Genomic DNA, 14,258 nt, shown 5'->3' with positions numbered 1-14,258 from the left:
GGGGGAAATGAAAAAATGGCGGAAATTAAGGTACCTGAATTAGCAGAATCAATCTCAGAAGGAACAATAGCCCAATGGTTAAAGCAGCCTGGTGATTATGTAGAACAGGGTGAATATCTGCTTGAACTAGAAACGGATAAAGTAAATGTTGAATTGACAGCAGAAGAATCGGGTGTACTTCAAGAGGTATTGAAAGATTCGGGTGATACCGTCCAGGTCGGAGAAATTATCGGTACGATTTCAGAAGGCGCGGGTGAAAGTTCTGCCCCTGCTCCTTCAGAGAAAGCTGAAAGCAAGGAAGAAGAGAAGCAGGCTGAACCAGCGGCGCAAGAGGTGAGCGAGGAAGCGCAAACCGAAGCAAAGTCAAGAACGATCGCTTCTCCTTCAGCCCGTAAGCTGGCAAGAGAAAAAGGAATTGACCTGTCTCAGGTTCCAACGGGAGATCCGCTTGGAAGAGTGCGCAAACAGGATGTCGAAGCGTACGAAAAACCGGCATTAAAACCGGCTTCTCAGCAAAAACAGCAGCCTCAGGCTCAAAAAGCACAGCAAAGCTTTGACAAACCTGTCGATGTGCAAAAAATGTCACGCCGCAGACAAACGATTGCAAAACGCCTTGTAGAGGTACAGCAAACATCCGCAATGCTGACTACATTTAATGAAGTAGACATGACGGCTGTCATGAATCTCAGAAAACGCCGCAAAGATCAATTCTTTGAGCAAAATGAAGTGAAACTCGGCTTTATGTCTTTCTTCACCAAAGCGGTTGTCGCTGCGCTGAAAAAATATCCGCTGCTGAACGCGGAAATTCAAGGCGATGAGCTGATCGTTAAGAAGTTCTATGATATCGGGATTGCTGTTGCGGCTAATGAAGGCCTTGTCGTTCCGGTTGTACGGGATGCGGACCGCCTGACATTTGCAGGAATCGAGAAAGAAATCGGCGAGCTTGCGAAAAAAGCAAGAAATAATAAATTAACCCTTAGCGAGCTTCAGGGGGGCTCTTTCACCATTACAAACGGAGGTACTTTCGGTTCACTGATGTCGACTCCGATTTTAAACAGCCCTCAAGTCGGTATACTGGGCATGCATAAGATTCAGCTGCGACCTGTCGCAATTGATGAAGAGCGTTTCGAAAACCGTCCGATGATGTATATCGCTTTATCTTACGATCACCGGATTGTAGACGGTAAAGAAGCGGTTGGTTTCCTAGTGACAATTAAAAATCTACTGGAAGATCCTGAACAGCTTTTATTAGAGGGATAATAAAAGAAGGTACATCACTTCATCGTGATGTACCTTTTTTGATCTGTATTTAAAGAGACAGATTGCTGCTAGATGCTATTTGTTTCTTTTTCGCTTTTTTTGACCAGTAGGTTGCAAGCATAGAACCTGAAAGGTTATGCCACACACTGAACATCGCGCTAGGTACGGCTGATAGCGGCGCGAAATGAGCCGTGGCAAGTGCCGCCCCAAGTCCTGAATTTTGCATGCCGACTTCGATTGCAATCGCTTTTTGAGATGGATAATCCATTTTTAACAGCTTTGCGCAAAGAAATCCAAGCACATAACCGATACCGTTATGCAGAATGACAACAGAAAAAATGAGCAGCCCTGATTGAAGCAGATTTTCCCGGTTGCCGCTGACGACAGCTGAGACAATCGCAACGATGCCAATGACAGAAACAAGCGGAAGGGCATGTATGGTTTTTGCCACTTGTTTTCTGAAAAACATTTTGACGATCACGCCTGCAATGATCGGAAATAAAACAGCCTGCAAGATTGAAATAAACAAAGACCCCGATGAGACAGGAAGCCACTCCTTGGCAAACAGCATAATCAAAACCGGTGTTAAAACAGGTGCCAACAAGGTAGAAATTGTTGTAACAGCAACAGAAAGGGCCGTATTTCCTTTTGCTAAAAAAGTCATGACATTAGAGGCTGTGCCGCCAGGACAGCAGCCGACAAGAATAACACCCACTGCGATTTCTGCTGAAAGATGCAGTCCAACTGCCAGGCCGAAAGCAATAAGCGGCATGATGGTATACTGTATAACCACCCCAACCATGACATGCCAAGGTTTTCTGAGCAGCTCTTTGAAATCATCGGCTTGCAGTGTAAGTCCCATTCCAAACATGATAATGCCAAGAAGAATCGTAATATAAGAACTGATCCATGTAAAAAAAGACGGGAAAGAAAATCCCAGCACGGCAAAAACAATGACCCATATGCCAAAGGTTTGTCCCGCGAAATGACTTACTTTTCTAATAATACCCATAAAAACACTCCTAACATATTGATCAAGAAATTCAGCAAAAATTCTGGACGGATTTTCAAGCATCCTCTTATTATAATTAATTTTCTGAATAATTCAATATCAGTAGTTGAAATGTCTTTTTATAGATGACGATAAATATATTATGTAAACTAACGAAAATGTTCTTGACTATATAGGAAGATATTCTTACAATGAATCTTTATAATGGTTTGATAAAATTAGGAGTGATAGGGTGAAGGAAGCGAATCAATGGTCTTCGAAGCTCGGCTTTATTTTGGCCGCGGCAGGATCAGCTATCGGGCTTGGCGCGATATGGAAATTTCCATATGTAGCGGGAACCGGCGGAGGAGGCGCATTTTTACTTATTTTTATTTTATTTACGGTTTTAATCGGACTGCCTTTATTGTTTGGTGAATTCATCATAGGCAGAAAAACACAGAAAGATGCCGTTCAATCCTATAAAACACTTGCTCCGGGAACGAAGTGGCATTGGATCGGTTATTTAGGCATGGCGACGTGTTTTATTCTTTTATCTTTCTACAGCGTCGTCGGCGGGTGGATTTTAATTTATATTACAAAAGGCTTCACTGGCGGATTATCGCAAACATCTGGTTTTGATACGATATTTGCAAGTACAATTTCAAATCCTTATTTAGCTGTAGGAGGTCAGCTGCTCTTTATGGTGATCACCATTTTAGTTGTTGCCAAAGGGGTAAGCAGCGGAATTGAAAAAGCCAGCCAAGTGTTAATGCCGGCGCTTTTTATATTATTTGTCATATTAATGGTGCGCTCCGTTACACTTGATGGCGCCATGGAAGGGCTCAAGTTTTTCTTGATGCCCGACATAACAGCAATTGACGCTAATACGATTTTATATGCGATGGGCCAATCCTTTTTCTTATTAAGTGTCGGCGTATCTGTCATGGTAACGTATAGCTCTTATTTAGAGAAACAGGAAAATCTTGTGCAATCTGCTGTATCAGTAACGGTATTGAACATGCTTGTTGCTGTAATGGCCGGAATTGCGATTTTTCCAGCTGTATTTTCATTCGGCCTCAAACCAGACCAAGGGCCGGTTTTGTTATTTAACGTGCTGCCGACTGTGTTTAATCAAATGCCGTTCGGAATTATCTTTTTATTAGCATTTTTAATTCTATTTTTATTCGCGGCACTGACATCCGCTTTTTCAATGTTGGAAATTTTAGTCGCAGTGCTTTCTAAAGGCGATGTCAATAAGAGAAAACGATTCGCTTGGTTAGGCGGAATTGCCATTTTTATTGTCGGTGTGCCGTCTGCACTATCATACGGTGTATTAAGTGACGTTACTATTTTTCACTTGTCCATTTTTGATGCTGCCGACTATCTTGTGAGCAATATTTTAATGCCGTTAGGCGCGTTATTGATTTCTATATTTGTCCCGTTAAAAATACCGAAACAGGATTTGTTTGACGAGCTGAAAAGCGGTTCCAACCTTAAACGAAAGTGGTTTGCAGTTTGGCTGCTGCTCATTCGTTATCTATCTCCTGTTGCCATCATCATCGTATTTTTGCATGTGTTAGGCATTTTTTAAAACACGAAGCCCCCAGGAAAAGGGGGCTTTTTTTAATAGAGTTTCCAAACGACTTCTTTTGCCTGTTCAAAACGTTTTTCTGCCTCACGCCAATCCATGACATTCCACCAGTGGTCGACATAGCTCGCCCGGTCATTTTTATATTGCAAATAGTAGGCATGTTCCCATACGTCAAGCGCTAAAAGAGGAATCACATCCCATTGGCTGAAGAGCTGGTGCTTTTCTGCCGTTAAAATCTCCAGCCGTCCCGATCGAGGCGCCCAGACCAGGATGGCCCAGCCGACACCCTCCACTTTTTTTGCGGCCTGAGTAAAATGTTCTTTAAAAGCGGAATAGCTTCCAAATGAAAGATCAATCATTTGGAACAATGCTCCTGTAGGACGCCGTTTTCCGTTTGGATGCATCGAAAACCAGAAAATACTGTGTAAATAATGGCCTGCTCCATGGAATGCAAGCTCTCTTTCCCAATGAGTGATCAAGTCATAATTCTTTGTCGCTCTTGCTTTTTTAAGTTCTGTTTCTGCTTTATTCAGACCGTCAACATAGCTTTGGTGATGCTTCGTATGATGAAGGAACATAATGTCGCGTGAAATATAAGGTTCTAAGGCGGAATATTTGTACGGAAGCTTTGGAAGCACATGTTTCCCTATAGGGACATATGCGCGTCTTTCACTTGCATCCGCTGATTCTGTAATATCCCGATAAAGAGCAGCAGCCTGCTTATACCAATCTTCTTCTGTTGTTTGGTCATCTTCCAGTGCTGCTATCATCTTGTCGATTTGATCTTCAAACTGATCAAGCTCTCCTCGCTTTTGAATCTGGTCCTTAAGGGCTTCACACCAATTGAACATCTCTGTTTGATAAGATTCACGTTTCATTTATTGTCTCCTTTTCAATAGAATTCAAATATTTCCCGACAGCCAGCAAAGAGAATACATATGGATAACTGTGATAGCGGATATAAAATTGCTTTGGTAATCCGATCCCTGTTGGATACACCAGGTTATCGGCGCCATGAGAACTGCTGTCAGTAAGATATTGCATACCTTTCACCACAGATGGGTGTTCGGGGTTTTCGGATGTGAGCAAAGCGTCTAAAGCCCAGGCTGTCTGTACAATGGTTCCTCTATTACGCGGGACGTACGTTTTGACTTCGGCGCTTTTGCAGGATTCTCCCCAGCTGCCGTCATCTAGCTGTATGGATTTGAGCCAGCGCAGGGCCTTTTGTATAGCAGGGTGCTTCCGGTCAATCCCGCAGGCATGCAGACCCGTAAGAGCAGCCCATGTGCCGTATATGTAGCAAACACCCCATCTCCCGTACCATGACCCATTTTGTTCTTGATGTTCGAAAAGCCAGTTCACTGCGCGCTGAATATGTTGATGTTTTTCTGTGAAGCCTGCTTTCTCGCCTAAAAAGTGCAGCACACGTCCGGTAAGGTCGGCGGTTGAAGGGTCAACTGCCGCGTCCTCAGCGGATTCAAGCGGGAGAAGGCGGATCAGAGGATGGTTCACATTTTTCTCAAAAGCTGAAAATCCGCCGTCATTGTTTTGCATCGATAAAAGCCAAGACACTCCTCGCTCCCAAGCTGAAGGGGAATAACTGCGGGGAATCGCTTTTAATGCGGCTGCAGTGTCGTCACAGTCAGGGTTGTTTGTATTGATGTTTGAAAATCCCCAGCCGCCGGGATTTGCATCCGGATTTTTGACAGACCAATCCGCTACTTTGGTATGTTGGCGGTCTAGCAAAAAGGCAGCTGCTTTTGTAATAGGGCCGTCTGTTTCGGCCACGCCGTTTTTTTGAAGGGCATAGCTGATCAGAGCAGTGTCCCAAACAGTGGAAGTAGAGTTTTCCAGATAAGGAATCCCGCTGCACTCTGTCACTAGCGATTTAAGGCCTTTCAATGCCTTTCTGATGACATGAGAGTGGCGCGACATACCAAGCGACAGAAGGCTGTAAACCATAAATATGGTTGCGCTCGCATAGCTGTATAATGTTCCGTCTTTTTCGATTCGGTCCAGCATATATGTTTTAGCCGTCTGTAAGCCTAGCTGCTGAAAAGCAAAGGGTGCATGAAAAATACGTTTCCAATGTGACGAAATAGATGTGAGATCTCTTTCTTCAAAAGCATCAGATCGAAGCCAAGTGAAAGGGTTTTTTGTCATGTGCGGATCGAGATGGCGAAGAGATGGGATATTGCGGTTTTTAAGAACAAATCGCTGATTAAGTGTTACAGCCATAGGAGCAAAATGAATTCGGGCATAGGCGCTGAATTGATAGAAATGAACCGGTAATGTTGGGGGAAGCGCCATGAGCGATAATGGTAAATACAACACAGGCCAAGGATAGAGCCCGTTGGCGGCAAGCATCCATTTTGTCATGAAATGAACCTGCCTCAGTCCGCCATGGGCGATGATAAATTGTTCTGCTTTTCTCATGTGCGGGTCAGATCTGTGAAAACATCCTGAAGCCAGCATTCCGACATATCCTTGGACTGTAGCCGTTAGATTTCCGTTCGTTTCATCGGGATAATGGATGAATGTGCCGTCGGGTTGCTGTTTTTCACGAATGCCGGCTGCAAGCGCTGATATCAGTTCTTTTTCATGGTCACCATCATCAAGTGAGGTGAGGAGCAAAATAAAAAAGGAATTTGTCATGATTGGTCCTTCAAAGCAAAATGTCCACGAACCATCAGCATTTTGCCTGTCTTTTAACTCTGAAACGGTTTTATTTTGAAAACGCCTCACTTTCTTCTGAAGTGTGCTCATCACGCTCAACTCCTTCAGAAGCATATATATTCAGCGTCTTTTGCCGCCATTACAGAAAGAAAAAAAACTGCTGGCTGGCAGCAGTTTTTTTGACATGCATGTTAGTCTTCGAGATTAATCCATACGCTTTTGACTTCTGTGTAGTTATCTAAGGCATATGATCCCATTTCTCGTCCGAGCCCTGACTGTTTATAACCGCCAAACGGAGACGCCGCGTCAAACACATTATAGCAGTTCACCCAGACGGTTCCCGCTTGAAGACGGTCCGCGATATAGTGGGCATGCTTGACATTCTCTGTCCACAGTCCGGCCGCAAGTCCATATTCTGAATGATTCGCTCGGTCAATGACTTCATCGACTGTTTCATACGGAATCGCAGTCAGCACCGGTCCGAAAATTTCTTCTTTTGCGATCGTCATCTCGTCTTCAACATTCGCAAACACTGTCGGTGCGACAAAATACCCTTCTTCAAAAGGACAGCTTCCGCCAGTCACTGCTTTTGCTCCTTCGTCTTTTCCTTTTTGAATGTAGGAAAGAACCCGTTCGTGCTGTTCCTTGCTCACGAGAGGCCCGATTTGTGTATCCTTATGAAGTCCCGCTCCTTGGCGGAGTGATTCAGCATAGGACACCATCTCATCAATAACTTCATCATATTGGTCTTTATGAATGAACACACGCGACCCCGCACAGCAGACTTGGCCTTGGTTAAACATCACACCGTTTAAAGCGCCTGGGATGGCTTTTTTCAAATTGGCATCCGGCAGAAGAATATTAGGTGATTTTCCGCCCAGCTCCAATGTAACCCGCTTAATGCTTTTCGCAGCGGTGGCCATAATTTTCTTTCCGATTTCAGTGGAACCGGTAAAGGCAATTTTATCAACCGCCTCATGGTTCGTCAGCGTTTCTCCCGCATCTTCACCGAATCCCGGAATGATATTAATGACACCGTCCGGGAAGCCGGCTTTGTCAATTAATTCTGCCAAATAAAGAGCTGAAAGCGGTGTCTGTTCAGCCGGTTTGAGCACGATTGTACAGCCTGTCGCAAGAGCCGCACCCATTTTCCACATCGCCATCAGGAGCGGGAAATTCCATGGAATGATCTGGCCGACGACGCCGACAGGATCATGGCGCGTATAATTAAAATAGGCGCCGGAAACCGGGATCGTCTGTCCTGTTATTTTTGTACACCAGCCGGCGTAATAGCGCATATGCTCAATAGCCAGCGGAATATCTCCATTCGTCGTTTCATTTATCGGTTTCCCGTTATCAAGCGTTTCAAGCTGAGCAAGCTCAGTTTTATGTTCTTCCATTAAGTCTGCCAGCTTATACATCAGTCTGCTTCTTGAAGCTGGAGACATGGTTCTCCATTCGCCTTGGTCAAAGGCTTTGCGGGCAGCTTTAACCGCTTTGTCTACATCCGCAGCCTGGGCTTCATACAGCGTCATCAAGGTTTCGCCGGTCGCCGGGTTGGGAGTGTCAAAGGTTGCCCCTGAGGCACTCGGAACAAACTTTCCGTCAATATAAAGCTTCTTTGTTCCCTGTAAAAATGTCTCCAGCCTTTTCGTCACTTGCATCGTTAAAGAACTCATTCGTAACAAACCTCCAGTCATTTTTTATGGTCTGTTTTGAGATTCTTGGTGATAGCACATGGATTCCTTGATTCAATAGCAGAAAGAAGATATGACATTTGCTGTAAGAGTAAGCGTATACAAACATTCTATAATAGAAAACAAGTCAAAATCAATGAATAACCGATATTGCAATTTATAAAAGAAAAAAGCTACAATAAGCTTATAGATCAGTAAAGGAGATTTCATTTATGATTCATAACAATTGGCTTGAAAAAGAAACAATCAAAAAGGTGAAATGTGTGCAGACAAACGCAAAAAAATATATCGTGAACCGCGTTTTAACTCCGGGAAAAGAATATGAAGTGAAAAATGAAACAGAGGAGTTTCTGTTTGTGATCGACAATACGAATAAAGTCGGCGGCTATTATAAAGAATACTTCGAAGAGGTTTAATGCCTGAATCCTAAAAATATGAGCAGAAAATTTAATGAAATATAAAACCGCAGTTTGGCTGCGGTTTTTTTTTATGGTTAAAACAGGAAAAATAAAACAAAATTCAAGAAAACGTAAAAAACCAATTTTTCAAAAAATACTGCTGAATATTGAAACTTTTTTCTTTGTACGTGCGTATTACTTGATGCAACAGCTTAAAAGACGGAAAACAAATCAAAAATTTGAAAAATGTAATCTGTTCGTAATGGTTTAAATGTCTTCTATGTCGTATTCTTATATAGGGATAAAGGACTTATTTTTATGTAATGAATGTTAAAACAATTAGATAAATGCAGAAAGAGGGGTTCTTCATTGGGTATTTTTTCTGTTAGCAGATCAACAGACGCAAAGAAGCTTGAAGCTTTGCTTGTTGAAGGGGAAAGAATAGAATCGATTTATAAGCTCCGAGTTGATCAAATTTGCTTTACAAATAAACGGATCATTTTCTTTGACAATAAGATGTTTTCTAAAAAGAAGGTTCGTGTATTTCTCCCATATAAAACAATTGAAAGCTTTGCGATCCAAGAAGCGGGCATGTTTGATCCCGACACTGGATTATTGTTGATGACAAGAAGCAAAACCTTTGAATTAGAATTTGCAAAAGACACCGATTTAAGCGAAGTTCAAGCGGTGCTGACAAAGCACTTGTGCAGCTGAATATTTGATGAGCCAGCCGTTCAAAAATGGTTAGGCTTTTTTTATATAAAAACAGAGCAGAGTGCACATACTGTGTACCGCAAAAAGAGAATACCTGAAATATCATTACCGCCTGCGATTACGATTTGTTCAAAAAAGCAGCAGCTCAACTTTCTATCAAAGTTCCCATGTTTGACAGGCGGCAAAACGGGAATCAGGATAGAAAGGAGAGGATACACATGGCACTGACAAAAGAACAAACACAGCATCTCTACCATAAATTGCTCGATATGCAAAAAGAAATGTCTGGCGAAAAAAAGGAAACAAAATCAATGACGGAAGAAGTGGGGGAGCTTTCCAATGGAATTGACAACCATATGGGAGATCACGGCACGCTCGTCACAGATCGGATGACAGACCAAACGGTGAGAGAAATTGACCGGGAGCTGTTGGAAGAGGTCAACCATGCGTTACAAAAAATGAAAGACGGAACGTACGGAGTATGTGAAAAAACTGGCCAAGACATTCCTTATGAAAGGCTTGAAGCTGTTCCCTATGCAAGAATGACAGTTGAAGCTCAAGCTGATGCGGAGGATGATTTGGAGACAGATGCTCCGTCATTTGAAAGAGAGTTTCACGAACAGATAAAAGATCTATCCAATGAAGAAACAGTTGATCAAAAAAGCTCTCAGACGTATGAAATTTTGGATCGGGAACAAGATTCGAAGTGAAAATGGCAAGCAAGTACACCGATAGTAGATGTACTTGCTTTTTTTTGGGGAGAAATCTCATATTTAAAATAAAGTGTTTGACTTCTAGTGAAAAAGAAAGTAACATACTATTAGTAAGTAAATATAAAAAGTTTACCGGGAGGAATACAAATGTCTACAGTATTATTTGTAAAAACAAGCGACCGTACAGCTGAAGAAGGCGTTTCAACTAAACTTTACGAAGCTTTCTTAGCTGCTTATAAAGAAAACAACCCTGCGGATGAAGTGGTTGAATTAGATCTTCATAAAGAAAACCTTCCTTACCTTGGAAGAGATATGATTAACGGAACATTTAAAGCAGGTCAAGGAATGGAAATGACAGAAGAAGAGAAAAAACAAGCAGCAATTGCTGACAAATATCTGAATCAGTTTGTAAAAGCTGACAAAGTTGTTTTCGCATTCCCACTTTGGAACTTCACAGTGCCGGCAGTGCTTCATACTTATGTTGATTACCTGTCTCGTGCAGGCGTTACATTCAAATACACACAAGAAGGGCCAGTTGGTTTAATGGGCGGCAAAAAAGTTGCGCTTCTTAACGCGCGCGGCGGTGTTTATTCTGAAGGACCAATGGCTGCACTTGAAATGTCATTAAACTTCATGAAAACAGTTCTTGGTTTCTGGGGTGTTCAAGACTTGCACACAGTTGTCATCGAAGGACATAACGCAGCGCCTGATCAAGCACAAGAAATCGTTGAAAAAGGTTTACAAGAAGCAAAAGATCTTGCTGCAAAATTCTAATTATGCCAAAACTCCTATCGTTGTGATAGGAGTTTTTTGTTTACACATTATATAGAAGAAAGTGATCATTCCTCTTAGCGAAAAAGGCTGTTTTTTTATTGTAATATATTTTGTCTTTGTCAAATTGTCATATATAATAGCGAAAAAGCAGTTTTAATCGCTGGAAAAAGTTTTTCTGAACAATTGTTCTGGCCCCTTGATAAAAATCAGCTGATGGTGTACTATATAAAAGAAGCTACTTTGTGCGTATTGTTAATTAAGTTTTAACCTTTAAGCTGTAATAGGGAGTTTTATATCGAAGCCGGAATGTCACGCCTCCATTGTAGAGGACGACAGGAACGCTTCTGCAAACACCCACTTTGAGGAGTGGTGGTTTAAAACTTTCTTACTTGCATACGGCAAGACGTAGCGAAAGCCATTTCCTTTTTGGAAATGGCTTTTTATTTTATCTAAAAAAGCTTGATATCGTGAAAATTCAGTTTCTGTTTGAAAAAAATGAAGAGCACTTTTTTATGATATGATGGGAGAAATTCAAGAAAAAGCGAGGTTTACACGTTATGTTACATAGAGCCCAATCCCTTCTGGCCCATTATTTTGGCTATGAAAAGCTTCGCAGCGGCCAAGAGGAAGCGATCCGCTCGGTGACGGAAGCGAGGCAAAACACGGCCTGCATTATGCCGACGGGAGGAGGCAAATCGATTTGCTATCAAATTCCGGCCCTGATGTTTGAAGGGACAACGATCGTCATTTCGCCGTTGATTTCCTTGATGAAGGATCAAGTCGATGCGTTAGAAGAAGCGGGAATTAATGCTGCCTACATTAACAGCACACAATCTAATCAGGAAATATATGAGAGGCTGAACGGGCTCAAAGAAGGGGCTTATAAGCTTTTTTACATTACACCGGAGCGATTAACATCTACAGAGTTTATTCGGATTTTGCAGGGCATTGATGTTCCTTTAGTCGCAATAGATGAGGCTCACTGTATTTCTCAATGGGGACACGATTTCAGGCCAAGCTACAGAAATATTGAAATATTATTCCGAGAATTACATGACAAACCTGTCATCATAGCATTAACAGCAACGGCCACACCCGAAGTTCATGAGGATATCTGCAAACAGCTGCATATTCAAAAAGATCATACGGTATATACCGGATTTTCTCGAGACAATTTAACGTTTAAAGTAGCAAAAGGAGAAAATAAAGATCGTTTTATTGATGAATATGTGCAAAACAACAAACATGAAGCAGGCATTGTCTATACAGCGACCAGAAAAGAAGCTGATCGGATTTATGAGAAACTGAAACGAAATCAGATCAGTGCAGGGCGGTATCACGGGGGCTTGGCTGACGATGTGAGAAAAGAGCAGCAGGAAAGATTTCTTAATGATGAGCTGCAGGTTATGGTGGCAACCTCTGCTTTTGGAATGGGCATTGATAAATCCAATATTAGATTTGTGCTGCATGCCCAAATTCCGAAAGATATGGAAAGCTATTATCAAGAGGCTGGACGAGCTGGGCGGGACGGTCTTGAAAGTGAATGTGTTCTCCTGTTTTCACCGCAGGATATTATGGTACAGCGTTTTTTAATAGAACAATCAGAGCATGAAGAGAAACAAAAGCAGGATTTGAAAAAGCTGAGACAAATGGTCGACTATTGTCACACGGAAGATTGTCTGCAGCGTTTTATCCTTATGTATTTTGGAGAAAAGGAGCCTGATGCGTGTGGACAGTGCGGAAACTGTACTGATACTAGAACGGCCCATGACGTGACACGAGAGGCGCAAATGGTCTTATCGTGTATCATTCGCATGAAAGAACGGTTTGGCAAGACGATGGTTGCACAGGTGCTGGCCGGATCTAGAAATAAAAAAGTTCTTGAAAACGGCTTTACCGATCTCTCAACATACGGGATATTAAAACACCAATCAGTAGGGGAAATCAGTGACTTTATCGAATTTCTTATTTCTGACGATTTCATTAGGATGTCAGACGGAACGTTTCCGACTCTTTTAGTCAGCAGTAAAGGAAGGAATGTACTGAGAGGGGAATTATCAGTCACAAGAAAAGAAGCATTAAAAGCGGCAGCGATTACTGAAAATGATGAGCTGTTTGAGCGTCTGCGCATGGTTCGCAAAGATATTGCGGCAGAGCAGGGTGTTCCGCCTTTTGTTGTTTTCTCTGACCAAACGTTAAAAGAAATGTCGGGCAAACAGCCCGTAAATGACGAGGAACTTTTGTCTATAAAAGGAGTCGGAGAACAAAAAAGAGCAAAATACGGCCGGCTTTTTTTACAAGAAATACAAGCTTATGCAAGGGTGACAGACTAAAAAAACAGAAAATCAATCTTTTTTTATATAAAAAACTCATTTTATTTTCTCTATTTTGCCTCAGATTAAAAAGACTTGCGAAGCCTATTATATCAGGGGTTCAGCAAGTCTTTCCAGCCGAGAGAAATCCTTCATGTAAAGGAACTGTAATCTAAATCATATCTTTTTGTTATTGATTTGACATTTACGTGTGTTACGATAGCACCTGTTAGCCGCCAATAAAAAGCTAACAAGGGAGGATTTACTTATGAAGAAGACGATTATGTCCTTTGTAGCAGTTGCTGCACTTTCATCAACTGCATTCGGAGCTCACGCTTCTGCAAAAGAAATCACGGTGCAAAAGGGTGATACGCTCTGGGGAATCTCTCAGAAAAACGGAGTGAACCTAAAGGACTTAAAAGAATGGAACAAGTTAACTTCTGATAAAATCATTACAGGAGAAAAACTGACCATTTCTTCAGAAGAAACAACCACTACTGGGCAATATACAATTAAAGCGGGAGACACGCTGACAAAGATTGCTCAACAATTCGGAACGACAGTCAACAACCTGAAAGTTTGGAATAACCTAAGCTCTGACATGATCTATGCTGGATCAACACTTTCAGTAAAAGGTCAGGCAACAGCAGCAAACGCAGTTACTGAGAATACGCAAACAAGCGCACCTCAAACTCAAACAAAACAAGAAGCTGTGCAAAAAGAGCAACCTAAACAAGAAACAGTTCAACAACAACCAAAACAAGAAACAAAGGCTGCAGCAGAAACTTCTGTTCCTACAGAAGAAAAGGCTGTTCAATCAAATACAAATCATCAAGAAGCTTCAAAAGAACTAACAGTTACTGCTACTGCTTACACTGCTAACGACGGCGGCATTTCCGGCGTTACAGCAACAGGCATTGACTTAAATAAGAACCCGAACGCGAAAGTTATCGCGGTTGATCCTAATGTGATTCCTCTAGGTTCTAAAGTCTATGTTGAAGGCTACGGTGAAGCAACAGCAGGAGATACTGGCGGCGCTATTAAAGGTAACAAAATCGATGTATTTGTACCAAATAAAAGTGATGCATCCAATTGGGGCGTCAAAACTGTAAGTGTAAAAATCTTAAACTAA

General features: G+C 42.1%; 12 protein-coding genes and 1 other RNA gene. 9 read left to right on the top strand and 4 right to left on the bottom strand.

Features of this window, described 5'->3' with window-relative positions; translation table 11 throughout:
• Window positions 1–15 precede the first annotated feature (15 nt).
• Window positions 16–1,260: a 2-oxoglutarate dehydrogenase complex dihydrolipoyllysine-residue succinyltransferase gene (odhB, locus tag V6D44_RS11020; RefSeq protein ID WP_333516512.1), complete on the top strand. Its 1,245-nt coding sequence runs from the start codon at window positions 16–18 to the stop codon at window positions 1,258–1,260.
• Window positions 1,261–1,309: 49 nt separating this feature from the next.
• Here odhB and V6D44_RS11015 read toward each other — a convergent pair whose 3' ends face one another.
• Window positions 1,310–2,272 carry a bile acid:sodium symporter family protein gene (locus V6D44_RS11015; protein ID WP_333516511.1) on the bottom strand — a complete coding sequence of 321 codons (963 nt, stop codon included), beginning with the start codon at window positions 2,270–2,272 and terminating at the stop codon, window positions 1,310–1,312.
• Between the two features lie 232 nt (window positions 2,273–2,504).
• On the opposite strand from V6D44_RS11015, the gene V6D44_RS11010 reads away from it, so the two are divergent.
• Window positions 2,505–3,842: a sodium-dependent transporter gene (locus tag V6D44_RS11010; protein WP_202327489.1), complete on the top strand. Its 1,338-nt coding sequence runs from the start codon at window positions 2,505–2,507 to the stop codon at window positions 3,840–3,842.
• A gap of 32 nt (window positions 3,843–3,874) precedes the next feature.
• Here the strand turns inward: V6D44_RS11010 and V6D44_RS11005 are convergent, their stop codons facing one another.
• The 3 genes from V6D44_RS11005 to dhaS all read right to left on the bottom strand — a co-directional run bounded on the left by V6D44_RS11005 (window position 3,875) and on the right by dhaS (window position 8,197).
• A complete protein-coding gene (locus V6D44_RS11005; protein ID WP_087993844.1) occupies window positions 3,875–4,720 on the bottom strand; it encodes a superoxide dismutase in 846 nt (281 codons plus the stop codon).
• The gene (locus V6D44_RS11000; protein ID WP_202327490.1) at window positions 4,710–6,608 is read right to left on the bottom strand and encodes a terpene cyclase/mutase family protein; all 1,899 of its coding nucleotides are present in this window, start codon (window positions 6,606–6,608) and stop codon (window positions 4,710–4,712) included. The genes V6D44_RS11005 and V6D44_RS11000 overlap by 11 nt, the downstream gene beginning before the upstream one ends.
• Before the next feature lie 101 nt (window positions 6,609–6,709).
• Window positions 6,710–8,197 carry an aldehyde dehydrogenase DhaS gene (dhaS, locus tag V6D44_RS10995; protein ID WP_087993842.1) on the bottom strand — a complete coding sequence of 496 codons (1,488 nt, stop codon included), beginning with the start codon at window positions 8,195–8,197 and terminating at the stop codon, window positions 6,710–6,712.
• 230 nt (window positions 8,198–8,427) lie between these two features.
• Here dhaS and V6D44_RS10990 point away from each other — a divergent pair, with 230 nt between their 5' ends.
• The 7 genes from V6D44_RS10990 (at window position 8,428) to V6D44_RS10960 (ending at window position 14,258) form a co-directional block, all read left to right on the top strand.
• On the top strand, window positions 8,428–8,631 hold the full coding sequence (locus tag V6D44_RS10990; protein WP_003241656.1) for a DUF6501 family protein: 204 nt from the start codon (window positions 8,428–8,430) through the stop codon (window positions 8,629–8,631).
• Window positions 8,632–8,982: 351 nt separating this feature from the next.
• Window positions 8,983–9,327 carry a PH domain-containing protein gene (locus V6D44_RS10985; RefSeq protein WP_003220141.1) on the top strand — a complete coding sequence of 115 codons (345 nt, stop codon included), beginning with the start codon at window positions 8,983–8,985 and terminating at the stop codon, window positions 9,325–9,327.
• Between the two features lie 218 nt (window positions 9,328–9,545).
• Window positions 9,546–10,037 carry a TraR/DksA family transcriptional regulator gene (locus V6D44_RS10980; protein ID WP_087993840.1) on the top strand — a complete coding sequence of 164 codons (492 nt, stop codon included), beginning with the start codon at window positions 9,546–9,548 and terminating at the stop codon, window positions 10,035–10,037.
• A 150-nt stretch (window positions 10,038–10,187) separates the two neighbouring features.
• The gene (azoJ, locus tag V6D44_RS10975) at window positions 10,188–10,814 is read left to right on the top strand and encodes an FMN-dependent NADH-azoreductase AzoJ (protein WP_148961599.1); all 627 of its coding nucleotides are present in this window, start codon (window positions 10,188–10,190) and stop codon (window positions 10,812–10,814) included.
• A gap of 229 nt (window positions 10,815–11,043) precedes the next feature.
• A non-coding RNA gene (ssrS, locus tag V6D44_RS10970) (6S RNA) lies at window positions 11,044–11,230 on the top strand.
• Window positions 11,231–11,371: 141 nt separating this feature from the next.
• The gene (gene recQ, locus V6D44_RS10965; RefSeq protein WP_087993838.1) at window positions 11,372–13,147 is read left to right on the top strand and encodes a DNA helicase RecQ; all 1,776 of its coding nucleotides are present in this window, start codon (window positions 11,372–11,374) and stop codon (window positions 13,145–13,147) included.
• A gap of 247 nt (window positions 13,148–13,394) precedes the next feature.
• Complete coding sequence (locus V6D44_RS10960; RefSeq protein WP_087993837.1) at window positions 13,395–14,258, top strand: LysM peptidoglycan-binding and 3D domain-containing protein; 864 nt, start codon at window positions 13,395–13,397, stop codon at window positions 14,256–14,258.

The organism is Bacillus sp. 0209A (genome assembly GCF_036765095.1).
In the GTDB taxonomy this organism is placed as follows: domain Bacteria; phylum Bacillota; class Bacilli; order Bacillales; family Bacillaceae; genus Bacillus; species Bacillus subtilis_G.
Note: the sequence above shows the minus strand (reverse complement) of the source record. Positions and strands in the feature narration are given on the sequence as shown.

What these genes read in the sequence shown, in the direction of transcription:
- odhB (WP_333516512.1), top strand. Translation starts at nt 16, where the DNA reads ATGGCGGAAATTAAGGTACCTGAATTAGCAGAATCAATCTCAGAAGGA.
- V6D44_RS11015 (WP_333516511.1), bottom strand. Translation starts at nt 2,272, where the DNA reads ATGGGTATTATTAGAAAAGTAAGTCATTTCGCGGGACAAACCTTTGGC.
- V6D44_RS11005 (WP_087993844.1), bottom strand. Translation starts at nt 4,720, where the DNA reads ATGAAACGTGAATCTTATCAAACAGAGATGTTCAATTGGTGTGAAGCC.
- V6D44_RS11000 (WP_202327490.1), bottom strand. Translation starts at nt 6,608, where the DNA reads ATGAGCACACTTCAGAAGAAAGTGAGGCGTTTTCAAAATAAAACCGTT.
- dhaS (WP_087993842.1), bottom strand. Translation starts at nt 8,197, where the DNA reads ATGAGTTCTTTAACGATGCAAGTGACGAAAAGGCTGGAGACATTTTTA.
- V6D44_RS10990 (WP_003241656.1), top strand. Translation starts at nt 8,428, where the DNA reads ATGATTCATAACAATTGGCTTGAAAAAGAAACAATCAAAAAGGTGAAA.
- V6D44_RS10980 (WP_087993840.1), top strand. Translation starts at nt 9,546, where the DNA reads ATGGCACTGACAAAAGAACAAACACAGCATCTCTACCATAAATTGCTC.
- azoJ (WP_148961599.1), top strand. Translation starts at nt 10,188, where the DNA reads ATGTCTACAGTATTATTTGTAAAAACAAGCGACCGTACAGCTGAAGAA.
- recQ (WP_087993838.1), top strand. Translation starts at nt 11,372, where the DNA reads ATGTTACATAGAGCCCAATCCCTTCTGGCCCATTATTTTGGCTATGAA.
- V6D44_RS10960 (WP_087993837.1), top strand. Translation starts at nt 13,395, where the DNA reads ATGAAGAAGACGATTATGTCCTTTGTAGCAGTTGCTGCACTTTCATCA.